Source organism: Virgibacillus sp. JSM 102003, assembly GCF_041949995.1.
Taxonomy (GTDB): Bacteria; Bacillota; Bacilli; order Bacillales; family Amphibacillaceae; genus Lentibacillus.
Genome location: NZ_JBHFQH010000004.1, coordinates 1 through 22,664, shown reverse-complemented (window position 1 = coordinate 22,664; position 22,664 = coordinate 1). Strand labels below are relative to the sequence as shown.

Annotated in this window: 23 protein-coding genes; 21 read left to right on the top strand and 2 right to left on the bottom strand. The window is 36.0% G+C overall.

The window, feature by feature from the left end; genetic code table 11:
* Positions 1 to 13 precede the first annotated feature (13 nt).
* The 12 genes from ACE1TG_RS05530 (at position 14) to glnA (ending at position 14,249) form a co-directional block, all read left to right on the top strand.
* Positions 14 to 886: a tyrosine-type recombinase/integrase gene (locus ACE1TG_RS05530; RefSeq protein WP_375051372.1), complete on the top strand. Its 873-nt coding sequence runs from the start codon at positions 14 to 16 to the stop codon at positions 884 to 886.
* Positions 883 to 2,022: an IS91 family transposase gene (locus tag ACE1TG_RS05525; protein ID WP_375051371.1), complete on the top strand. Its 1,140-nt coding sequence runs from the start codon at positions 883 to 885 to the stop codon at positions 2,020 to 2,022. The genes ACE1TG_RS05530 and ACE1TG_RS05525 overlap by 4 nt, the downstream gene beginning before the upstream one ends.
* A gap of 623 nt (positions 2,023 to 2,645) precedes the next feature.
* A complete protein-coding gene (gene mutS, locus ACE1TG_RS05520; protein WP_375051370.1) occupies positions 2,646 to 5,222 on the top strand; it encodes a DNA mismatch repair protein MutS in 2,577 nt (858 codons plus the stop codon).
* A gap of 19 nt (positions 5,223 to 5,241) precedes the next feature.
* Positions 5,242 to 7,050, top strand: a complete 1,809-nt coding sequence (gene mutL, locus ACE1TG_RS05515) for a DNA mismatch repair endonuclease MutL (RefSeq protein WP_375051369.1) — start codon at positions 5,242 to 5,244, stop codon at positions 7,048 to 7,050.
* Between the two features lie 59 nt (positions 7,051 to 7,109).
* Positions 7,110 to 7,559: a Dps family protein gene (locus ACE1TG_RS05510; RefSeq protein WP_375051368.1), complete on the top strand. Its 450-nt coding sequence runs from the start codon at positions 7,110 to 7,112 to the stop codon at positions 7,557 to 7,559.
* Between the two features lie 20 nt (positions 7,560 to 7,579).
* Positions 7,580 to 8,515, top strand: coding sequence for a tRNA (adenosine(37)-N6)-dimethylallyltransferase MiaA (miaA, locus tag ACE1TG_RS05505; RefSeq protein WP_375051367.1), 936 nt, complete (start codon positions 7,580 to 7,582; stop codon positions 8,513 to 8,515).
* 40 nt (positions 8,516 to 8,555) lie between these two features.
* Positions 8,556 to 8,780, top strand: a complete 225-nt coding sequence (gene hfq / locus ACE1TG_RS05500) for an RNA chaperone Hfq (RefSeq protein WP_092492868.1) — start codon at positions 8,556 to 8,558, stop codon at positions 8,778 to 8,780.
* Positions 8,781 to 8,899: 119 nt separating this feature from the next.
* A complete protein-coding gene (gene spoVK / locus ACE1TG_RS05495; protein WP_375051366.1) occupies positions 8,900 to 9,823 on the top strand; it encodes a stage V sporulation protein K in 924 nt (307 codons plus the stop codon).
* Positions 9,824 to 9,913: 90 nt separating this feature from the next.
* The gene (gene hflX / locus ACE1TG_RS05490; protein WP_375051365.1) at positions 9,914 to 11,146 is read left to right on the top strand and encodes a GTPase HflX; all 1,233 of its coding nucleotides are present in this window, start codon (positions 9,914 to 9,916) and stop codon (positions 11,144 to 11,146) included.
* A 10-nt stretch (positions 11,147 to 11,156) separates the two neighbouring features.
* Positions 11,157 to 12,410, top strand: a complete 1,254-nt coding sequence (locus tag ACE1TG_RS05485) for a methionine gamma-lyase family protein (RefSeq protein ID WP_375051364.1) — start codon at positions 11,157 to 11,159, stop codon at positions 12,408 to 12,410.
* An 88-nt stretch (positions 12,411 to 12,498) separates the two neighbouring features.
* Positions 12,499 to 12,879, top strand: coding sequence for a MerR family transcriptional regulator (locus tag ACE1TG_RS05480; RefSeq protein WP_375051363.1), 381 nt, complete (start codon positions 12,499 to 12,501; stop codon positions 12,877 to 12,879).
* A gap of 32 nt (positions 12,880 to 12,911) precedes the next feature.
* Complete coding sequence (gene glnA, locus ACE1TG_RS05475) at positions 12,912 to 14,249, top strand: type I glutamate--ammonia ligase (protein WP_375051362.1); 1,338 nt, start codon at positions 12,912 to 12,914, stop codon at positions 14,247 to 14,249.
* 49 nt (positions 14,250 to 14,298) lie between these two features.
* Here the strand turns inward: glnA and lexA are convergent, their stop codons facing one another.
* Positions 14,299 to 14,922: a transcriptional repressor LexA gene (gene lexA, locus ACE1TG_RS05470; protein ID WP_375051361.1), complete on the bottom strand. Its 624-nt coding sequence runs from the start codon at positions 14,920 to 14,922 to the stop codon at positions 14,299 to 14,301.
* 285 nt (positions 14,923 to 15,207) lie between these two features.
* Here lexA and ACE1TG_RS05465 point away from each other — a divergent pair, with 285 nt between their 5' ends.
* The 9 genes from ACE1TG_RS05465 (at position 15,208) to ACE1TG_RS05425 (ending at position 21,725) form a co-directional block, all read left to right on the top strand.
* A complete protein-coding gene (locus ACE1TG_RS05465; RefSeq protein ID WP_375051360.1) occupies positions 15,208 to 15,846 on the top strand; it encodes a YneB family resolvase-like protein in 639 nt (212 codons plus the stop codon).
* A gap of 89 nt (positions 15,847 to 15,935) precedes the next feature.
* Positions 15,936 to 16,169, top strand: coding sequence for a DUF896 domain-containing protein (locus tag ACE1TG_RS05460; RefSeq protein WP_375051359.1), 234 nt, complete (start codon positions 15,936 to 15,938; stop codon positions 16,167 to 16,169).
* Positions 16,170 to 16,266: 97 nt separating this feature from the next.
* The gene (tkt, locus tag ACE1TG_RS05455; RefSeq protein WP_375051358.1) at positions 16,267 to 18,270 is read left to right on the top strand and encodes a transketolase; all 2,004 of its coding nucleotides are present in this window, start codon (positions 16,267 to 16,269) and stop codon (positions 18,268 to 18,270) included.
* 221 nt (positions 18,271 to 18,491) lie between these two features.
* Positions 18,492 to 18,950 (top strand): sporulation inhibitor of replication protein SirA, encoded by a 459-nt coding sequence (gene sirA, locus ACE1TG_RS05450; protein ID WP_375051357.1) that lies wholly within the window; start codon positions 18,492 to 18,494, stop codon positions 18,948 to 18,950.
* Positions 18,951 to 18,994: 44 nt separating this feature from the next.
* A complete protein-coding gene (locus ACE1TG_RS05445; protein ID WP_375051356.1) occupies positions 18,995 to 19,219 on the top strand; it encodes a YneF family protein in 225 nt (74 codons plus the stop codon).
* A gap of 145 nt (positions 19,220 to 19,364) precedes the next feature.
* On the top strand, positions 19,365 to 20,069 hold the full coding sequence (locus tag ACE1TG_RS05440; RefSeq protein WP_375051355.1) for a cytochrome c biogenesis CcdA family protein: 705 nt from the start codon (positions 19,365 to 19,367) through the stop codon (positions 20,067 to 20,069).
* A 120-nt stretch (positions 20,070 to 20,189) separates the two neighbouring features.
* On the top strand, positions 20,190 to 20,615 hold the full coding sequence (locus ACE1TG_RS05435; protein ID WP_375051354.1) for a Na(+)/H(+) antiporter subunit B: 426 nt from the start codon (positions 20,190 to 20,192) through the stop codon (positions 20,613 to 20,615).
* A 23-nt stretch (positions 20,616 to 20,638) separates the two neighbouring features.
* Complete coding sequence (locus ACE1TG_RS05430; RefSeq protein ID WP_375051353.1) at positions 20,639 to 21,016, top strand: response regulator; 378 nt, start codon at positions 20,639 to 20,641, stop codon at positions 21,014 to 21,016.
* 232 nt (positions 21,017 to 21,248) lie between these two features.
* Complete coding sequence (locus ACE1TG_RS05425; protein ID WP_375051352.1) at positions 21,249 to 21,725, top strand: CcdC family protein; 477 nt, start codon at positions 21,249 to 21,251, stop codon at positions 21,723 to 21,725.
* 119 nt (positions 21,726 to 21,844) lie between these two features.
* Here ACE1TG_RS05425 and ACE1TG_RS05420 read toward each other — a convergent pair whose 3' ends face one another.
* Complete coding sequence (locus ACE1TG_RS05420; protein WP_375051595.1) at positions 21,845 to 22,270, bottom strand: DUF2621 family protein; 426 nt, start codon at positions 22,268 to 22,270, stop codon at positions 21,845 to 21,847.
* Between the last annotated feature and the right edge of the window lie 394 nt (positions 22,271 to 22,664).

The window sequence follows — 22,664 nt, the reverse complement described above, 5'->3', positions numbered from 1 at the left end:
GGAGGGAACTATTATGGAGCAATATACACGTAAAATCAATTTGTATTTTGAACTAAAGGGATTGCCAGAGTCCACAAAGGTATCCTATGGTAATTCAATGAAGATATTTCTTGTATTTATAGATAAACAAAATAAAACTATAGATAATCTAAATGTAGAGGATATCCAACACTTTATTCTATATCTTAAAAATGAGCGTGGCCTTTCCCCAGGAACGATTAATAATTATATTTCAGCTATTAAGTTTTTTTGGACGTATGTACTGGAGAAAGAATGGAATCCACAAAAAATACCCAGGATGAAAAGAATCTATAAATTCCCTGCCATCCCCTCGAAAGAGGAAGTTTTGGTACTTCTAAATGGAACGGATAACTTGAAACATAAAGCTATCCTACTATTATTGTATGGCAGTGGCTTGCGTGTTGGTGAAGTAGCCAAATTAAAAATTGGAGACATTTGCAGTAATACCATGCGTGTTCGAGTAGATAATGCCAAACACAATACAAATCGTTATACCATATTATCAACTACTGCACTTCAAGTACTACGAGAATACTTTAAGGTCTATTTTTCGAATGTGGTTTATACTCGGGATGACTGGCTCTTTCCAGGAGCAAACAAAGAAAATCATATACATGTGAGATCAATTAAAAAAACGGTCATAAAGTTAAGAAATAAAATTGGATTGGATACGCATATTTCTGCTCATACATTAAGACATTGTTTTTCCACTCACTCTTTAGAAGATGGAGTTGACCCTGTATTCATACAACAAATGCTTGGACATAAGCGTCTACAGACCACATTATCGTACTTACACATGACCTCTAAAAGCTTAATGGGAGTGAGAAGTCCACTAGATCCCCAGGGGGATCATAGAGAATGAGCACGATACAACAAATATTTCATGACAGATATCTTGATTTTATGGATATGTATAATCCATCAGCTCAACAGGCAAAGGCTGCCAATCAAATCATACAATGTAGAACCGAAGAATTAGGTGGACAATCTTACAAATGTGAAGACTGTGAGCTTACGGTCATGAGACATCGCTCTTGTCGAAATCGTCACTGCCCTACTTGCCAGGGAATAAATAAGGAAGTCTGGGTCGATCAACGGAAAAAGGATATTTTGAATGCCCCTTATTTCCACACTGTATTCACGATGCCGAAACAATTACACGGGGTCATTTATCATAACCAAAAATTACTTTACGATTTAATGTACAAAACAGTTGCGGAGACGTTAATGGAGCTTTCCGCAGATAAAAAATACTTAGGTGCACAGATTGGCTTTTTCTCCGTCCTACACACATGGGGGCAAAATTTGCATTACCACCCACATATTCATACGGTTGTGTTAGCCGGAGGACTTACGAAACAAAATCAATGGAAGAGCACAAGTCAAAAATTCTTTATTCCCGTAAAAGTTCTATCCAAGAAATTTCGGGGAAAGTATTTATATTATTTAAAGCAATATTATCGAGATAATGAACTTAAATTTTATAATGACCTAAAAAAATATAAAGAACCGAACGAGTTTCAGAAATTAATAGATGAATGTTACAACCTTGATTGGTATAGTTACACGAAAAAAACTTTTGAAGGACCTGTAGCCGTAATGAAGTACCTCGGTCGTTACACCCACCGTATAGCTATCTCAAATCAGCGAATTCTTTCCGTGACGGAGGATACTGTAACGATTGGTGTAAAGGATTATAAAAATAACAATCAAAAAAAGACGGTAACCTTACCTATTACTGAGTTTATTCGGCGATTTTTAATGCATGTTCTTCCAAGAGGATTTGTGAAGATTAGGCACTATGGGTTACTGGCTAATCGGAATAGAAAAACAAAACTTGTCATATGCCGAAGGCTTACGAAAAGTTCAATTTACAAGCCTCGATTCGAAGGACTCAGCAACACGGAAATCTTATCGTTACTGCTAGAAAAAGATGTGACATTATGCCCTGGTTGTAAAAAAGCACATCTTATACGCGACGAAGAAGATTCCTCGTAATAAAAGGAAACTTCATATTTTTTTAAAGCCTCTTCAGTGGGGAGGGGGGAGGTATATCCAAAAATACTGATTTCATCGATGCGCGAATACTGTATTATAGTGAAGCCATAGATTAGAAATTGTTTTTAGTGAGAAATAGAAGATTGAATACCCAAGGGTGACTCTCCAATCCCGCGACTTCATTCTTCTAGGGCAATCAAAAATTTTGCGGTTAGCTGTTACAAAGTATTAAAAGAAGGCACAATGGGCAGATTTTATCCGCTTATTGTGCCTTCTTTCGCGCAAAACTTCCGATTGTCCCCTTAAAGAATGAGGATCCGAACCGAAGCTAAAAACAAGAGTTTTTAAGCAGATAGCGGAATGAGGATCCGCCAAACCTCATTCCGTTAAAAAGTTCTTAAACAACAAAGGCACGTAGTTACTATAAGCTGTGACGCAATATACCGCTCCTGAAAAAAACTTCGTGACTAGGAATAGGTTATCCTCAGTTCGTGTTACGCTCCATTTAAACCCAGCATCCATTTAGAAAACAGCCATTCTTATGAAATGGGGAAGTCGCTTTATGTCTACAAATTATGCTATAATTGAACATTATATTCGGTATATTTTTGGAGGATTAACTTATGGCTAAACATACACCAATGATGGAACAATACTTAAAAATAAAGGCAGAACATCAAGATGCATTTTTATTTTTTCGACTAGGCGATTTTTATGAAATGTTCTTTGATGATGCAATAAATGCTGCCAGGGAATTGGAAATCACCCTTACAAAACGCGGGGCAGGACAAGATGATCCAATTCCGATGTGTGGCGTACCTTATCATTCAGCTGCTAATTACATAAAAAATTTAATTGAAAAAGGTTATAAAGTAGCTATTTGCGAACAAGTTGAAGATCCAAAGGCAGCCAAGGGGGTTGTAAAGAGAGAAGTGGTTCAGCTTATTACTCCAGGAACCGTGATGGAAAGTAATATGCTTAATGAACGAGATAACAACTATATTGCCAGTCTTTCACACTTCTCTGATGGTTCTTATGTGATTGTATATAATGATCTGTCAATTGGTGAAAACAATATTGCACTTATTACAAGTGGATGGGACGCAGTTATTCATGAGTTGTTCAATCAGCCAATAAAAGAAATTGTAATTCCTTCGAGTCTGCCAGATGAATTACAGGATCAATTAAGCAATAAATTAAACGTAACACTGTCCTGTCAGGATGAAATAAATTTTAATGCAGAATACCGCAGTTTATGTGATAACCTGAACGATGAGCGGCTTGTTAAGGCATTCAGCCGACTGCTTAATTACATTCAATACACACAAAAGCGTTCACTTGATCATTTACAGCCTGCCAGGATTATTGAATTGGATCACCATTTAGCGTTGGATATGTACTCCAAACGAAACCTGGAGTTAACAGAGACAATTATTAAAAAAGGTAAACACGGCAGCCTATTGTGGGTGCTTGATAAAACCGTAACCGCAATGGGCTCCAGAATGCTTAAAAAGTGGCTGGAACGCCCTTTATTAAATAAGAATGAAATTGAAAAACGTCATGATATTGTTGATGGCTTCTACCAGGGGTTTATGGAGCGCGATTCTTTACGAGATGTATTAAAATCAGTCTATGATTTGGAACGTCTTGCTGGTCGAGTAGCATTTGGGAACATAAATGCACGTGATCTCATCCAATTAAAACAATCATTAGAAAAGCTACCTTCAGTTAGCGCCATACTAAAACAATTCGATCAAAAAAATATAATAGAATTAAGTAGTAAACTTACATTTCCAGAAGAAATCTTAACCATATTAGATACCAGTTTGATAGAAGATCCGCCAATATCGATCAAAGAAGGATCGATTATTAAAGATGGGTATAATGAAAAGCTGGACGCTTATAGGGAAGCTTCACGTAATGGCAAACAATGGATTGCTGAACTGGAACAGAAGGAAAAGAGAGAAACAAACATCAAGTCTCTTAAAATTGGATATAATCGTGTGTTTGGTTATTATATCGAAGTGACTAAGGCAAATTTACATTTATTGCCCGAAGGTAAATACGAGCGTAAGCAGACACTATCGAATGCTGAACGTTATATAACACCGGAATTAAAGGAAAAAGAAGAACTTATTTTAGAAGCAGAAGAGAAAAGCGTTGATTTAGAGTACAACTTATTCATTGAAATCCGCGAACAAATAAAAGAGCATATACCTGAAATACAGCATTTGGCTGATATAGTCAGCAAAATTGATGTACTTCAGGCATTTGCAACGGTAAGTGAAGAGAATAATTATAAGCGCCCTAGATTTGTTGATGACACGTTATCTATTAAGAATGGGCGTCACCCAGTAATAGAACAGGTAATGAAGGGTGATTCGTTTGTTCCAAATAATGTTTTGCTGGATCAAAACACTGATGTTCTTCTAATAACTGGACCAAATATGTCTGGTAAAAGCACGTATATGCGTCAATTGGCATTAACAGTCATTATGGGGCAAATTGGCTGTTTTGTTCCATGTGAAGATGCGGATTTAATTCTGTTTGATCAGATCTTTACGCGAATTGGTGCAGCAGATGATCTAGTTTCAGGTCAAAGTACATTTATGGTTGAAATGTTGGAAGCCAATCATGCCATTGCTAATGCAACAGCAAACAGTTTGATTCTGCTTGATGAAATTGGCCGGGGTACAAGCACATATGATGGGATGGCACTAGCACAATCGATTGTTGAATATATCCACAATAATATTCATGCCAAAACATTATTTTCAACGCATTATCATGAATTAACAGCACTTGAAAATACCTTAGATAAATTGAAAAACATTCATGTTCGTGCGGAGGAATATGAAGGAAATGTCGTTTTCCTTCACCAGATAAAAGAAGGAGCGGCTGACCAAAGCTATGGTATACATGTTGCGAAATTAGCAAATCTTCCTAAACCACTTATTGATCGAGCAGATTCCATTTTAAATCAACTGGAGAACGATGATGACAAGCATGAGGAATCCAATCTAGCTGCTAATGATCAACTATCCTTTTTTATTGAGGAAAAAATACCTAAAGAAAATAAACACTACAACAAAGAAAGCAAATCAGTAATTGATGACTTAAACAATCTTAATTTATTTGAAATGACACCGATGGAAGCAATGAACGAATTATACCGTTTGCAAAAACATGTAAAAAAGTAGGATAGAAGGGAGTGTTCTCATGAATATCTTTCAAATGCCAGATGCTTTAGCAAATAAAATAGCTGCAGGGGAAGTAGTGGAACGCCCTGCGTCTGTTGTAAAAGAATTAATTGAAAATAGTATAGATGCTAATAGTACTTCGATAAAGGTTGAGGTAGAAGAAGCTGGTTTACAAAAAATTAAAATTACCGATAATGGTGATGGTATGTCTCAGGATGATTGCGAGAAAGCATTCTTGCGTCATGCGACAAGTAAGATAAAAAGTGAAACAGATTTATTTCATGTCAAAACACTTGGATTTCGTGGGGAAGCCTTAGCAAGTATCGCAGCAGTCAGCAGGTTAACAGTAAAGACATCTCAGGGAGATAATGCCGCTACATTGCTTCAGATGGAAGGCGGTTCCATAATTAACAGGGCGAAAAGTGATGCACGTAAAGGCACAGAAATTATTGTGGAAGATTTATTTTTTAATACCCCTGCCCGATTAAAATATATGAAAACAATTCATACGGAGCTTGGGCATATTACAGACTTATTAAACAGGTTAGCACTGTCACACCCGGGAATTCGTTTTGAAGCCGTCCATAACGGAAAATCTCTCTTTAAGACAACTGGATCAGGGGACCTGCTTCAGGTAGCTGGAAATGTTTATGGGATGAGCGTCGCTAAAAAAATGCTGCCAATTCAGCGTGATACCCTTGATTTTTCAATTGAAGGATATATAGCGAAACCTGAGGTGACCAGAGCTTCGCGCAATTATATTTCTACCATTATTAATGGACGGTATATAAAAAGTATTCCATTATCACAAGCGATTATCAGAGGATATCATACACTCTTACCTATTGGCCGTATGCCAGTAGTCGTCCTATCGATAACAATGGACCCAATTTTAGTTGATGTGAACGTACATCCAACTAAACTGGAGGTTCGTTTTAGTAAAGATAAGGAATTGTTTGCTGCCATTGAAGAAACAATCAGAGCAAAATTTCGGGAAACATCTTTAATTCCTGAACCTGAAATTGGACAAAAACAGGAAAAACAAGAAAAATCTGTTCAAAACACATTGCAATTTAATGAACCCCAGAAGGAAGAGCAACAATGGGAACCAAGGCCCCAAGTAAATGAACAAGTACCAGTTATGGAGCAATCAAATTCGACTAATAATGGTTTTCAACAAGAGCACGATATCACTAATGAAATTCCTGCTGATGTAGAGCCAGCAGTGTTCAAAGAAGAACAGCCGCGCGTCCCTACAATGTATCCAATTGGTCAACTCCATGGTACTTATATTCTGGCTCAAAATGAAAATGGACTATATATGATTGATCAGCACGCTGCACAAGAACGTATAAAATATGAGTTTTTTAAAACGAAGCTTGGTAAAACAGTTAATGAGTCTCAGGAGTTATTAATGCCTTTAACATTTGACTTCTCCAAACAAGAGTCTATCTTTATTGATCATTATAAAAGTGAACTTGAAAAAGTAGGTCTATTTTTCGAGTCATTTGGAAATCAATCCTACATTATTCGATCATACCCAACATGGTTTCCTGAAGGTTTTGAAGAAGAGATAATCCGGGAGATGATTGATCAGGTTATGGATGATGAACGGATAAATGTTGAGAAAATAAGAGAAGATGCAGCTATTTTAATGTCGTGCAAACGCTCAATTAAGGCCAATCATTATCTAAACCAGGAAGACATGTTTCGATTACTGGAAGATTTACGTAAGTCAACTGATCCATTTACATGTCCGCATGGTCGGCCAATCATTGTTCATTATTCTTCCTATGAATTGGAAAAAATGTTCAAACGAGTGATGTAAGGAATTGAATAAAAGAAGCACACCTCGTAAAAACTATAGGAAAAACAGCGAGGTGTGTTATGGAAAATCAGAAGCTAATAAACTTTTTAAATCAATTGTTGTCTAATTACTTTGTCATGTATGTGAAGCTCCATCGTTATCACTGGTTCGTTCAGGGAAAACACTTTTACCAGTTGCACGAAGTTTTTGAAGAGATGTATAAAACCACGGCAAGCGACTTGGATGAAATAGCTGAGCGAGTGTTAATGATCGATGGCAAACCCCTGGCAACAATGGTTAAATACATAAAAGAATCAACACTTGAGGAAGCAACTGCCGATGATAAAGAAGACGAGATTATAAGACAGCTAATTAGTGACTATAAACAGATTATTAATGAAATAAAGGCTGAAGGTATTCCTGAAGCTTCCGATCAAAAAGATGAGCCAACAGTGGATTTGCTTGTGACATTACAAGGAAAATTAGAAAAGCATATTTGGATGTTACATGCATATCTTGCGTATGAATAAAGAAATATAGGGGAATGATAATGAAAAAACCAGTTATTGCGATTATTGGACCAACTGCTGTTGGAAAAACTAGACTTAGCGTAGAAGTTGCCAAAGCGTTCAATGGAGAGATTATAAGTGGTGACTCTATGCAGGTATACGAGGGTTTGGATATCGGTACAGCAAAAATTACTGAGGAAGAAAAACAGGGCATTCCTCATTATATGATTGATACTAAACGTCCTTATGACTCATTCTCGGTTGCTGATTATCAGGTGCTTGTCCAACAATATATAGACGAAATCAGTTCACATCAAAGGTTGCCGATAATAGCTGGTGGAAGCGGATTATATATTCAAGCAGCATTATATGATTACAACTTTTCAAATCAAAAACGAGACGACGAAGTGACAAAGAGACTGGAAGAAGATCTTAATAATAACGGTGGCTTATCATTACATAACCGATTAAAAGAAATCGATCCTAATCAAGCTGCAAAAATTCACCCAAACAATCATCGAAGAGTTATTCGTGCGCTGGAAATCTATCAAACAACCGGATTGACTATGACAGCATATCAAGAACAACAGAAAAGGGAGTCACCATATAATCCCATCTTTATAGGTTTGGAGATGGACCGGAAACTTTTATATCAACGAATAAATGCCCGAGTTGACGACATGCTTAAACATGGCCTATTAGATGAGGTTGAAATGCTTTATAAACAAGGATTGGAAAATTGCCAATCTATGAGAGGAATTGGTTATAAAGAGTTTATTCCCTACTTTAAAGGGGAACAATCGTTAATACAAGCTACGGAAACATTGAAGAAAAACTCCAGAAGATTTGCTAAACGTCAATACACATGGTTTAAAAATAAGCTGGATGTACACTGGTATTCAATAACTCCAGAAACAATTGATGAAACATTTAGAAAAATTTTAGATGATTTAGCAGGAATGTTAAGAAGAATATAGAAGTATTTATATACAGATATAGAATAGAGGAGGATGTGCGATGGCGCAGTCAGTAAACATTCAGGATCAATATTTAAATCAGCTTAGAAAGGATCATATTTCAACAACGGTTTTTTTAACAAATGGATTTCAATTAAGAGGGATATTAAAAGCCTTTGATAATTTTACGGTCCTGCTTGAGACAGACGGAAAACAACAACTAATCTTTAAACATGCAATATCTACCTTTGCACCAGTGAAAAATGTAGAACTTGAAAAAGAATAATAAATGTAACGGACGCTCTTATTTTAACAGGGGTCCGTTTTTAATATTGTTGAGCTTCTAGGCGTTTGTCACATCTTTTTTATATGCCGCGTATACTAACGTGACTAAGGGGTGATGATGTGGAAACGCAAAAACTTCAAAAGAAAAATGGGCAGATTAATATTGTCCTGCATGATAAAAATAATGCATCATTTGAAAATACCAGCCGATTTGCTGATGCAGAGGAAAGTCCATTTTCACATATTGATTCAGAATTTTCATCATTCATAGGAATGGAGAAATTAAAGAAGACTATAAAAGAAATATACGCCACTATTGTAATAAATGAAAAACGAAAAGAAATGGGTCTCACTTGTTCGAAACAGGTGCTTCATATGCTATTTAAAGGTAATCCCGGAACAGGTAAAACAACTGTAGCCAGGAAACTTGCCAAGATGTATTTTGAGATGGGCCTCCTTTCAAAGGGGCATTTTATAGAAGCCGAACGTGCAGACCTGGTTGGTGAATATATTGGTCAAACTGCTCAGAAAACACGTGCCATTATTCAAAAGGCTATGGGTGGCATTTTGTTCGTTGATGAAGCTTATTCACTGGCACGTGGAGGGGAAAAGGACTTTGGAAAAGAAGCAATTGATACATTGGTGAAACATATGGAGGATAATCATAACGACTTTGTACTGATTTTAGCAGGATACCCATATGAAATGGATCGTTTCCTGACCCTTAACCCTGGTCTAAAGTCAAGATTTCCATTTATATTGAATTTCCAGGATTATGAAGTGAATCAATTAACAAAAATCGCAAAGCAGATGGTTCATGACCGTGAATATGAACTTACAAATGAGGCAGAATGGAAACTGCGAACCCATCTATATAAAAAGAAGCAGGAAACCCATCGTAATTTCTCTAATGCAAGATATGTTCGTAATGTTATTGAACAATCAATTAGGCTTCATGCTGTTCGATTATTAAACAATGAAAATTTCACCGTTAACGATTTAATTCAGCTAACAGGAACTGATCTCTCACTAGATGAAGAATGACATGTCAATTGTGATGTGAAAGGTTCTTTGCTAAGATAAAAATAAGAAACCACAAAAAATGACGGCCGGATAGAGGAAGAGGTATTTATAATGTCTGAACAAATATTAATAATTGCTGTTAAGATGCAGGAGCAAAATGATGATCGTTTTAAATCTTCTTTGGAAGAACTAAACGCGTTATGTAAAACGGCTGGTGGTACTGTACAAAAAGTAATGACACAAAACCGTCAGAAGATTCATCCTGCATATTATATTGGTGAAGGAAAAATGGAAGAAATAAATGAAGCAGTTGATGAAAATGAAATAAATCTTGTTGTATCAAACGATGAGTTATCTGCTGGGCAATTGCGTAATTTAAGTGATCGATTTGGTGTAAGGGTGATTGATCGCAGTCAGCTAATATTGGATATATTTGCGCAACGTGCACATACAAAGGAAGGTAAACTGCAAGTTGAACTAGCACAGCTTGAGTATATGTTGCCAAGATTGCATGGTCAAGGGGAGGCAATGTCTCGTTTGGGGGCTGGTATTGGAACACGTGGACCAGGTGAAACGAAACTGGAAACAGACCAGCGCCATATCAGACGACGAATATTCGATATTAAAAGACGGTTAAAATTAGTTGTGCAGCAGCGTGAACAATATCGTAAACGCAGAAAAACAAATGATGCATTTCAAATTGCCATCGTTGGTTATACCAACGCCGGGAAATCCACATTATTTAACCGGTTAACAAAAAGCAGCTCACATGAAGAGAATCAGTTATTTGCAACACTTGACCCATTGACAAGAAGGATTCAGCTGCCGTCAGGGTTTCAGACGCTTGTAACAGATACTGTTGGTTTTATTCAGGATCTGCCAACATCACTGGTAGCTTCTTTTAAATCAACGTTGGAAGAAGTAACAGAAGCGGATTTTATTTTACATGTAGTAGACGCTTCGAACTCAGATCTTGAACAGCATCAGCATACGGTAAGTAATTTACTGCGTGAATTGAATGCACATACTATACCGATGCTGACCGTTTACAATAAATGCGATAGGATTGATACTGATTTCATTGCAATGAATCACCCTAATATCCTTGTTAGTGCGTTTGATCAAAATGATATTCTAAAGCTTCAACTAAAAATTGAAAAAATTCTAAGAGATGAATGGGATTGGTATAAAACTGATTTAACACCTGACCAGGGGAAGATGCTGAACCGGTTGGAACATGAGACAATAATAAGTGACCGTTTCTATGAAGAAGAACAGGATAAGTATGTGGTAAAAGGATACATGCGACAAGAACACCCACTACAAAGTTTATTAAAGGAGTAATAATGTACTAATGACCAAACAATTAATGAAACAGGCAGAAGCGGATTGCGCTGCACAACATAAGAATGTTGTGGCTATAGCAGAAACCAATCAGAAGCGGGTACTGGATTCTTTTCAGAAGAACCGAGTTAGTGATAGTCATTTTAACCCAACTACTGGATACGGCTATGATGACTTAGGAAGAGAAACGTTAGAAGCTGTATATTCGGATGTGTTTGGTGGTGAAGATGCGCTTGTCAGACCACAGATTGTTTCAGGAACCCATGCAATATCAACAGCATTATTCGGTTTATTGAGACCTGATGATGAACTACTGTATGTTACTGGCAAGCCATATGATACGTTAGAGTCCGTAATTGGAGTCCATGAAACAAATACAGGGTCATTAACTGATTTCAACATCATATACAGTGAATTAGATTTATTAGAAGATGGAAAAGTTAATTATAATGGAATAAAACAAAAGATTTCCCAGCAAACAAAAGTAATTGGTATACAACGATCAAAAGGATATGATGATAGACCGTCATTCACAATTGATGAAATAGAGGAAATGGTTACCTTTATAAAAGGTATAAATAAAGACTTAATTGTTTTTGTAGACAATTGTTATGGAGAGTTTGTAGAAGAGAAAGAACCATTACATGTAGGTGCAGATATTATTGCTGGTTCGCTAATTAAAAATCCGGGAGGTGGAATAGTACGAGCTGGAGGATACATAGCAGGAAAAAAAGACCTCGTACTTCAGTGTGCTCACCGTTTAACTGCCCCAGGTCTTGGAAAGGAAACTGGGGCAACGCTTAATATGCTGCAGGAAATGTTTCAAGGATTATTCCTGGCACCTCACATTGTTGGGGAAGCATTGAAAGGAGCAATTCTGACTGCAAGATTTATAGAGTTAGTCGGATTTAAGACAAGCCCTCATTACAAAGCTGAACGCACAGACTTAATACAGTCTGTTACATTTGGTAATCAGGAAAATATGATCGCCTTTTGCCAGGCGATTCAACACAGTTCACCAATCAATTCATTTGTAACACCTTACCCGAGTGAAATTCCTGGTTATCAGGATAAGGTGATTATGGCAGCTGGTACATTTGTGCAAGGAGCGAGTCTCGAGCTAACAGCTGATGGACCAATCAGGGAACCATATACAGCATTTGTTCAAGGTGGATTAACTTATTCGCATGTAAAATTGGCTTTAGTAGCCGCAGTGGAAAAGTTAATGGATAGTGGTTTGGTAACAATTGAAAAACAAATGTAGAAAACCATGTTAAGTAAGTTAACATTAATTTGACAATAAACATTACATATGCTATTATTATTTTAGATGATTAAAAGGAGGTATTATAATGGACGATCAAGATAGACGTTCAATGCCTTTATTTTCAATAAGTATTGTTAAAAAATTAACTGAATTGACAGCAAGACAGATTCGATATTATGAAGAACATAATTTAATTCATCCTGAGAGATCTACCGGCAACCAACGTTTATTTTCTTTTAATGATGTTGATCGATTATTAGAAATAAAAAATCTGATGGACAGAGGAATTAATTTAGCTGGTATTAAGCACATCATAACAGAAGAAAATACACAAAATAATGAAAAAGCTAAACCTCAGATATCAGATCGTCAATTACGTACAATGCTGAAGAATGAGTTAATGGATGCAGGGAGAATGGGAAAGTCGAGCATGCGTCAAGGAGAGCTTTCTCGATTTTTTCACTAAATATATATAAAAATATACTAGGAGGCAGTTAGATGAGTTCAGATTTTACCAAAGAACAAATTATGAAGAAAATAGAGGAGGAAAATGTCCGGTTTGTCCGCTTGCAATTTACAGACATGCTTGGAACAATCAAAAATGTTGAGATTCCACTTAGTCAGTTGGACAAAGCCTTAGATAATAAGATGATGTTTGACGGTTCTTCTATTGAAGGATTTGTTCGTATTGAAGAATCAGATATGTACTTATATCCTGATTTAAATACATTTGTGGTATTTCCATGGACTTCTGATAAAGGGAAGGTAGCTCGTTTTATTTGCGATATTTATAATCCGGATGGTACGCCATTTGAAGGTTGCCCGAGGTATAATCTAAAACGAAACCTTAAGAAAATGGAAGATTTAGGTTTTGATGCATTTAATATTGGAACAGAGCCAGAGTTCTTTTTATTCAAGCTTGATGAAAAAGGTGACCCGTCAATGGAATTGAATGACCGTGGTGGTTACTTCGATTTGGCACCAACCGACCTTGGAGAGAATTGCCGAAGAGATATTGTGCTTGAGTTGGAAGAAATGGGATTTGAAATCGAGGCATCGCATCACGAAGTTGCACCTGGACAACATGAAATTGATTTTAAATACTCTGATGCAGTTAAGCATTGTGATGACATTCAAACATTTAAGCTTGCAGTAAAAACAATTGCAAGGAAACATAATCTGCATGCAACATTCATGCCTAAACCATTATTCGGAGTAAATGGATCTGGAATGCATGTTAATATGTCTTTATTTAAAGATGGTGAAAATAGCTTCTTCGATACAACAGGAGATATGCAGCTTAGCGATGTCGCTTACCAATTTACTGCGGGTGTCATTAAACATGCTACAAACTTTACAGCTGTTACAAATCCAACTGTTAATTCATTTAAGAGACTTGTGCCGGGATATGAGGCTCCTTGTTACGTTGCATGGTCTGGGACAAATCGAAGCCCACTTATTCGAATTCCATATTCGAGAGGTTTGAGTACAAGAATTGAAGTTAGAAGTGTTGATCCTGCAGCTAATCCATATATGGCCATGGCCGTATTACTTGCGTCTGGATTAGAAGGCGTCAGCAAGAAATTAACACCACCTACTTCTGTAGACCGTAATATTTATATGATGGATAAAGAAGAACGCGAGAAAAACGGTATAAAAGATTTACCTGCAACACTTATGGATGCGTTAGAAGAACTTCAAAAAGATAAAGTAGTTACCGATGCATTAGGCGAACACTTATACGAACACTTTATAGAAGCAAAAGAAATCGAATGGGACATGTTCCGTACGACTGTTCACCCTTGGGAAAGAGAACAATATCTATCAACATATTAAAGGCTATATAAAAAAGGCTTTCGTCATTTTAATGACGGAAGCCTTTTTCTTATTGAATATTACGGTATAAGCCGATTACCTTACCTAGAATTGTTACATTTTGATAGATGAGAGGATTCATTGTGGCATTCTCCGGCTGCAAACGTATTTGATTTTTTTCTTTAAAAAATCGCTTTACAGTTGCCTCGTCTTCATCAGTCATTGCTACAACAATTTCTCCGTTTTGTGCAGTATTTTGCTGTTTAACAATTACCATATCCCCATCTAAAATGCCAGCTTCTATCATACTTTCACCCTCAATAATGAGAACAAAAAGGTTATCATCAGGTCCGGCACTGGAACTAGGTAATGGAACGAATTCTTCAATGTTTTCTACTGCGGTAATTGGTATCCCGGCAGTAACTTTACCAATAACTGGTGCATATCTTGCTTCTTCTCTAGGAATTTGACTTTCTTCAGATAGATCTAAAACCTCAATAGCTCTAGGCTTAGTAGGGTCTCTTCTAATAAAACCTTTACTTTCAAGCCTTGCCAAATGCCCATGGACAGTTGAACTTGAAGCAAGTCCGACTGCTTCTGCAATCTCTCGAACTGATGGCGGATAACCTTTGCCATTCACTTCTTCTTTAATATAATCAAGTATTGTTTCTTGCCTTTTAGAAAGTTTATTCATCTATCATACACCTCGCGCATAGGATTTATTAATGATAGTTTATCACCTATTTTTGGAAAAAGCAAACATTCGTTCGAAAAACTGTTGACAAGATCGTATGTTCGTATATAATGATTAATAGAGGAAGATGCGAACAGAAGTTCTTATTATAAAAAGGAAGGACTGATTAATATGTTTGAAAAAGTAACAAAAACAGATATATTTTATTTAGTTGCTTTTACTTTGGCGTTAGGTTTCTTGTATTTCTCCATGATAACCAGTGCATAGCATAAGGAGCGTATAAAATTGAATGCAATAATCTATTGTCGTGTAAGTACCGACAAAAAAGTACAAGAGACATCTTTAAATAGACAGAAAGAAGAGTTAATGGCTCTTGCGAACAAACATCAGCTTACCGTTGTAGATTCTATTGAAGAACAAGAGAGCGGGTATGAGATAAATAGAGATGGTATTTTTCAGATGCTTGAGTCTTTTTCCGAAAAGAAGGCTGAATGTTTGTTAGTACAGGATGAAACGAGGTTAGGGCGGGGTAATACTAAAATTGCCTTGTTTCATCAATTACAAAAATTAAATATTTCCATCTATACAGGTATACAAGGTGGAGAAATTGAGTTGTCAGAATCAGATTCAATGGTTCTGCAAATAGTCGGTATAGTAGAAGAATACCAACGTAAAATCCATAATACGAAAATTAAGCGCGGTATGAAAAAGGCAATAGATGGGGGATTTGACCCAAGTGAAAACCTATCAAATCGTCACCATGCTCCTGGAAGAGAGCGAAAAGAATTTCCAATAGAAGAAGTTGTCCGAATGAGACAAAATAACTTAACATTTAAGGAAATTACAACTACATTAAATGGTTTAGGTCATCCGGTTTCCAAAGCAACAGTACACCGGAGGTATCAGGAGTTTCAAAAAACTTGAATCTAATATCCATGTAAAGTAATATAAAAAAGCAAGGACATTAAATATTGTTCTTGCTTTTTAAGTGTTTTTCTAGGAGGTTTTTAAAGGTGATATCAAAAGATAAATTGGAACGTATAAATGAACTTGCGAAGAAATCAAAAGAAAAAAAGTTAACTGAGCAAGAAAAAACAGAGCAAAAAGAGCTTAGACAGGAATATTTAAAAAATGTACGAAAATCATTTAAAAATCAGTTTAAATCCATGACTGTAATGGATAAGGAAGGAAATGATGTTACTCCTGATAAAGTACGTGATTTACAGGATAGGAACAAAAAACATTAAGTCTAAAACAATTTTAGTTTATTACTTGTTACACGATATGTTTCATTATAGAATAAAAAGGGATGTTAACAACTTTTAAGTGGAAAGGGGAATTTTTTTGTCACATGATATCGAACAATTATCAATTAATACGATACGTACACTAGCAATTGATGCAATAGAAAATGCAAACTCCGGTCATCCAGGCCTGCCGATGGGGGCCGCTCCAATGGCTTATACCTTATGGACTGATTTTATGAAACAAAATCCAAATAACTCAAAATGGTTTAATCGTGATCGATTTGTGTTGTCTGCTGGGCATGGATCCATGCTATTATATGGATTGCTGCATTTATCAGGATATGATGTAACAATAGATGATCTGAAGTCTTTCCGTCAATGGGATTCAAGAACACCAGGACATCCAGAAGTCCATCATACAGACGGAGTAGAAGCAACAACCGGACCATTAGGACAAGGTCTTGGGATGTCTGTTGGAATGGCAATTGCGGAAGCACATCTTGCAGCAAAATATAATCAGAATGACATATCAATAATTGATCATAATACGTATGCGCTTGTAAGTGATGGCGATTTAATGGAAGGTATTTCACATGAAGCTGCTTCCTTAGCAGGTCACTTAGGCCTTGGAAAGCTAATTGCATTATATGATTCAAATGATATTTCATTAGATGGCGACTTAGATCGAGCATTCTCCGATAATACGGAAGATCGTTTTAAAGCTTATGGATGGCAAGTTCTGCGTGTAGAAGATGGTAATGATTTAACCGCTATTCGAAATGCGATTAATGAAGCTAAACAAAATACCGAACAGCCTACCTTAATTGAGGTGAAAACTGTTATCGGTTATGGTTCGCCAAATAAATCAGCTTCTGCAGCTTCCCATGGCGCACCACTTGGTGAAGATGAAGTTAAACTGACAAAAGAGTATTATAAATGGTCACATGATGATTTCCAGGTTCCTGATGAAGTTTATGCTGACTTCAAAGACAAAATTGGAAATGATGGCGAGAATGCTGAAGATAAGTGGAACAAGCTCTTTGAAACATATAAAGAAAAGTATCCAGAGCTTGCAAGTGAGTTAGAACTGGCAATGAATGGTGACTTACCTAAAGACTGGGACAAGAATCTTCCTAGCTATGAGGCAGGAAAAGATTCAAGTGCAACACGCGCTTCTTCTGGTGAAGTACTTAATGCAGTCGCCGATGCAGTTCCATATTTCTTTGGTGGAAGTGCTGACTTAGCAGGTTCTAACAAAACGACAATTAAAGAAGAAAATGATTTCTCCCGTAAAGACTATGCTGGAAAAAATGTTTGGTTTGGCGTACGTGAATTTGCCATGGCAGCTGCAGTGAACGGGATGGCGTTACATGGAGGGCTGAAAGCTTATGTTGGGACATTCTTTGTGTTTAGTGATTATATGCGCCCGGCAATTCGTCTTTCTTCAATAATGAATGTACCTGTGACATATGTGTTCACACATGATTCAATTGCAGTTGGTGAAGACGGCCCAACACACGAACCAATTGAACAGCTACCATCATTAAGAGCAATGCCAGGGTTATCACTAATTCGTCCCGCTGATGGAAATGAAGTTCAAGCTGCATGGCGTTTGTCACTGGAATCAAAAGATAAACCAACGGCACTTGTATTGACAAGACAAGGCTTACCTACATTAGAAGCCACAAAAGAGCATGCCTATGAAGGTGTGAAAAAAGGTGCGTATGTTGTAAGCAAATCAGAAAAGGAAACACCTGATGCGCTATTACTCGCAACAGGTTCAGAAGTGCAACTGGCTGTTAAAGCAAAAGACGCACTTAAAGAAAAAGGAATTGATGTCAATGTTGTGAGTATGCCATCATGGGATCGTTTTAATGCACAAAGTGAATCCTATAAGAATGATGTACTTCCACCTAATGTTAAAAAACGATTAGCAATAGAAATGGCATCACCATTTGGTTGGGAAAGATATGTTGGTGACCAAGGCTCCATATTAGGAATTGATGGATTTGGTGCATCTGCAAAAGGTGATAAAGTTATTGAAGAATATGGCTTTACTGTTGATAACGTTGTTGACCATGTAGAATCACTATTAAAATAAGCTTGACATTATAAGATGGCCCTTACTGTTAGGGTCATCTTAGTTTAGCGGTTAAGAAAGTATAAATACATGCATAAGTGGAACTAAGGCGATTCGCCAAAGGCTTGGCGAATGCCAAGTTTTCTAATCTTATCGACAAAACTAGTGCTTGTTTGCAACGCGGTATGACAAAATTTTAAATTAAAATGCGTATAATTGAAGGTAAATGAGGAGGGATTTTGTTGAATCATTACTCTATTTACTGGATAAAAGAAGAATTTGCGCATCACTTTTTTCATAACAGTGAAGTCTTATATCGTTTTATTAAGGAATACCAAAAAAATAAAAATAGAGAAGATCTAAAATGTCAATATGAGTATATTACAATGGACTTTCCAAAATCATCTTTAATCTCTCATATCACAAATAACCACCCAAATAGTAGTTGGATGAGAGCAGAAGGTGACCGACTTAATATTTACAACGATATACAATATATTTCTTTACATATACAGAAAAAAAAGATAAACTTTCGAAGTGAAATGATACATGATGCTGAAGAATTATTATTCCCTGCATTACGGTTATTTCAGCCATACTTATTTATAGTGGGAAATGATTTAAACAATTATGGTTGGATTTCTCCAGTTACACAAAGAAAGAAGAACGAGAAAGGACAAGTATTGTATTCTTATCTTTGATTTATTATACTGTATGAGAGACAACACGAAGGAGGAAAGCTAGAATGGACTTGATCTGGGTTATACTGATAGGTATTGGAGCATTAATTGCAGGTGTTGCTCTTGGATTTTTTATTGCAAGAAAATATATGATGAATTATTTAAAGAAGAACCCACCAATTAATGAACAAATGCTACGTACGTTAATGATGCAAATGGGACAGAAACCATCACAGAAAAAAATTAATCAAATGATGCGTTCAATGAATAATCAAAACAATAATAAATAACGCTCATGGTTATTTCAATGTAATGCAAAAACCCCTGTTACTAGGTATTAACAGGGGTTTTGTTGGATTATTGTCATATTCAACTGCTTTTGATTAGAGAAAGTTCTGTTAAAATATATACAGTACTCTAATTAGGAGGATTATCATGTCTGAAATAAATATATTCCTAGCGTTTGGGGCTGGATTTTTATCTTTTATCTCCCCCTGTGTATTACCTTTGTACCCAGCCTTTCTGTCTTATATAACAGGTATGAGTGTAAATGAGATAAAAGAAGATAACAAAATGCTTAATCGAAAAAGTTTATTACATACAATCTTTTTTTTACTTGGTTTTTCCAGTATTTTTATAATACTTGGATTTTCTGCCTCATTTGTATCAGAATTTTTAACAACATACAAAGTTATAATAAGGCAAATTGGAGCTATTTTAATTATATTTTTCGGGCTCGTCATTGTTGGAATATTTAATTTCCAATTCCTGATGAAGGACAGAAAAATAACCTTTAAGAACCGTCCGGCTGGATTTTTTGGGTCGTTTATAATTGGTATGGCCTTTTCGCTGGGGTGGACCCCTTGTATGGGGCCAATTTTAGCAATCGTAATTTCACTTGCTGCAACTCAGCCTGACCTCGGTATGGTCATGATGATAAGTTATATACTTGGGTTTTCATTACCATTTTTAATTCTTTCGTTTTTTATTGGAAAATTGGGATGGATTAAGCGTCATAGTGTAAAAATAGTTAAAGTTGGCGGGTATATTATGATATTTATGGGTATCGCCCTATTCTTTAACTGGATGACAAAACTAACAGCATTTTTAGCTGGATGGTTTGGTTTTCAAGGTTTTTAGGCAAAGAAAGTAGATTTTTACAATCTTATGTATTAAACTTTAGTTAGATAAACTATTAGGAAATTAAAGAATAGAATCCACCGCTATTCTTTATATACAAGTAAAGGGGTATTTACATATATGTACAGACCAAATGATCTCATCTTGCGTACTACGACATCATTAATAGTTTTCATCCTTTTGGGATTTTCTATATATTTACTTCTCGTTGGTCATAATGCACCTGGTGGTGGATTTGTTGGTGGACTAATGACTGCGTCAGCAATAGTACTTATGTATATGTCTTATGGGTCAGAGGCGTTAGAGAAAATCCTCCCTGTAAATTACCGTATGTTAATTCCAAGCGGTTTATTGCTTGCTGTTGGAACAGGTGTAGGATCTTTCATTTTCAATGAGTCATTTTTATCACATACATATGGCTACTTTCACTTTCCTATTTTTGGTAAAATAGAGCTTGCCACTGCAATGCTATTTGACATCGGAGTATATGTAACTGTATTAGGTGTAACGATTACGATCATTTTATCAATAGCGAATGATCGATAACGATTATTGGGGGTAATAATCAAATGGCAAGAATACTTTTAGTTGATGATGCGAACTTTATGCGAGTGACTTTGGAGACAATTGTAAAGCAGGATAAACATGAAGTTATCGGTGGGGCAGAAAATGGTAAAGAGGCTATTAAGCTTTATAAAGAAATGAAACCAGATTTAGTTACTATGGATATTACAATGCCAGTTATGAATGGCATAGATGCTATTAAGGAAATAATGGAATACGATCCGGAAGCCAAGATTGTCGTTTGTTCCGCATTGGGGCAACAAAAGGTAGTAGTTGAAGCGATTGAAATTGGCGCTAAAGACTTTATTGTTAAGCCGTTTGATGAAAATCGGGTATTGGATACAATAAATCGGGTTCTGCATAAATACGAACAGATAAGTTAGTTAAGATCAAAAGCGCAAGCGCCTGTTCAGCGCCGTATGGACTGGACTGACCCGTGTGAGATAAAGGATACACGAAGAGCGTAAGCGATTCGATGTTGACTTTTCGTAGACACGGGGAGGGAAGTCCACTAGGCGCTAGGCGCTGGAGCTGGACGTGGCTGATTCGGATGTTCAGTTATCCACAGCACTTAAATTTTATAGTTTCCCAAACAATAAGAAAGAGTGATTCTTCATGTTTTGGTTAATAGCAAGTACAGTTGTTGCATGTTTTATGGCTGTTGCGATGATTTTTATACGGTTAAAGGCATCCAAACAGCCAGCTTCTGTTAAAAAAATTATTTTACCACCACTATTCATGAGTACTGGCGCATTGATGTTTATCTTTCCTGAATTTCAGGTTAAGTGGGCGCAGGTTGTCGAAGCATTCTCTGTAGGAGTTATTTTTTCAGTTTTTCTTATTAAATCATCAAAATTTGAAATTAAGAATCAAGCTATTTATCTAATACCGTCTAAATCATTTATATTTATATTATTCGGACTATTGCTTGTCCGGATAATCATGAAACTTGCAATTGGCGCTACAATATCCTTTGGTGAGACTAGTGGAATGTTCTTTTTACTTGCTTTCGGTATGATTGTGACATGGAGAATTGCAATGCTTTATAAATTTAAAAAGCTGGAAAAACAGCTTGGATATTCAGGAACATAGAATTTTAAAAACGCGTTCATACTTTTATGTATAAACGCGTTTTAATATGCACCAGCTATTTAGGCTTGTGCTGCAGACTAATTACACTTTTATAAATACTTTTCTGAATTTATGTTTTTCTAATCAAATAAATACTCGTAAGGTGTAATATCTATATTTTTTTGTTGCATTTTTTTTCTTAAAAACTTATGATCACGCTTTGGTGTGGCTAAAATATAACCTTCTATGAGTACATCCTGGCTAATCTTTTTTCTTTTTTTCTGTAATGCAACTTCACCGATTTTACTTGCGATTTTTTGTCGTGCAATATCCCTGAATAATTCAGGAACCGGGGATACCAGGTCTTCTAATAATTTTTTCTCCTCGTTACCCCACATATGACTTGTTTTTTCCATGAAGTATTCTTCCCAGTCCATTCTCGATTTACCATCTTCTTTTGGTAATCGCTTAAGAAACTTGCGAAACATAAAAAATCCGCCGATTCCCATCAAACCTATTAATAAAAAGCCCCACAATACAATTAAATAATCCACAATTACTGACATAATATCACCTGATTCTATTTCAAATAAAAAGCCTAAAACCTTCAATTTACAAGATATTCCATAAGAAACATTTATTTTTATCGTTATTTATAGTAACATGACAATTATTAGGTATATTCACATTTTTTACGAAGCTTTTACAATATACTTTAATTATACTATAATCTTATACAATTATAAAAGGATGAAATTATTCATACAAACACATATTTTCGTATAATTTGTCATATTTATTAGTGTGAAGAAATAATTTGTTTAATAGTTCACAATAAGTCTTACGGTGTGATGTCAAGTGATAAATACAAATGAATTGGAAATTTCTTTGCGTATTTCTCTAAAAAAAACCATACTGAACTAAACCTCCAGTTATTTGTAAAATACTGGAAGTGTAATC

What these genes read in the sequence shown, in the direction of transcription:
- mutL (WP_375051369.1), top strand. Translation starts at nt 5,242, where the DNA reads ATGAATATCTTTCAAATGCCAGATGCTTTAGCAAATAAAATAGCTGCA.
- ACE1TG_RS05435 (WP_375051354.1), top strand. Translation starts at nt 20,190, where the DNA reads ATGTACAGACCAAATGATCTCATCTTGCGTACTACGACATCATTAATA.
- ACE1TG_RS05430 (WP_375051353.1), top strand. Translation starts at nt 20,639, where the DNA reads ATGGCAAGAATACTTTTAGTTGATGATGCGAACTTTATGCGAGTGACT.
- ACE1TG_RS05530 (WP_375051372.1), top strand. Translation starts at nt 14, where the DNA reads ATGGAGCAATATACACGTAAAATCAATTTGTATTTTGAACTAAAGGGA.
- ACE1TG_RS05480 (WP_375051363.1), top strand. Translation starts at nt 12,499, where the DNA reads ATGGACGATCAAGATAGACGTTCAATGCCTTTATTTTCAATAAGTATT.
- ACE1TG_RS05525 (WP_375051371.1), top strand. Translation starts at nt 883, where the DNA reads ATGAGCACGATACAACAAATATTTCATGACAGATATCTTGATTTTATG.
- ACE1TG_RS05425 (WP_375051352.1), top strand. Translation starts at nt 21,249, where the DNA reads ATGTTTTGGTTAATAGCAAGTACAGTTGTTGCATGTTTTATGGCTGTT.
- ACE1TG_RS05440 (WP_375051355.1), top strand. Translation starts at nt 19,365, where the DNA reads ATGTCTGAAATAAATATATTCCTAGCGTTTGGGGCTGGATTTTTATCT.
- ACE1TG_RS05445 (WP_375051356.1), top strand. Translation starts at nt 18,995, where the DNA reads ATGGACTTGATCTGGGTTATACTGATAGGTATTGGAGCATTAATTGCA.
- ACE1TG_RS05510 (WP_375051368.1), top strand. Translation starts at nt 7,110, where the DNA reads ATGGAAAATCAGAAGCTAATAAACTTTTTAAATCAATTGTTGTCTAAT.
- hfq (WP_092492868.1), top strand. Translation starts at nt 8,556, where the DNA reads ATGGCGCAGTCAGTAAACATTCAGGATCAATATTTAAATCAGCTTAGA.
- glnA (WP_375051362.1), top strand. Translation starts at nt 12,912, where the DNA reads ATGAGTTCAGATTTTACCAAAGAACAAATTATGAAGAAAATAGAGGAG.
- ACE1TG_RS05485 (WP_375051364.1), top strand. Translation starts at nt 11,157, where the DNA reads ATGACCAAACAATTAATGAAACAGGCAGAAGCGGATTGCGCTGCACAA.
- miaA (WP_375051367.1), top strand. Translation starts at nt 7,580, where the DNA reads ATGAAAAAACCAGTTATTGCGATTATTGGACCAACTGCTGTTGGAAAA.
- lexA (WP_375051361.1), bottom strand. Translation starts at nt 14,922, where the DNA reads ATGAATAAACTTTCTAAAAGGCAAGAAACAATACTTGATTATATTAAA.
- mutS (WP_375051370.1), top strand. Translation starts at nt 2,646, where the DNA reads ATGGCTAAACATACACCAATGATGGAACAATACTTAAAAATAAAGGCA.
- ACE1TG_RS05420 (WP_375051595.1), bottom strand. Translation starts at nt 22,270, where the DNA reads ATGTCAGTAATTGTGGATTATTTAATTGTATTGTGGGGCTTTTTATTA.
- hflX (WP_375051365.1), top strand. Translation starts at nt 9,914, where the DNA reads ATGTCTGAACAAATATTAATAATTGCTGTTAAGATGCAGGAGCAAAAT.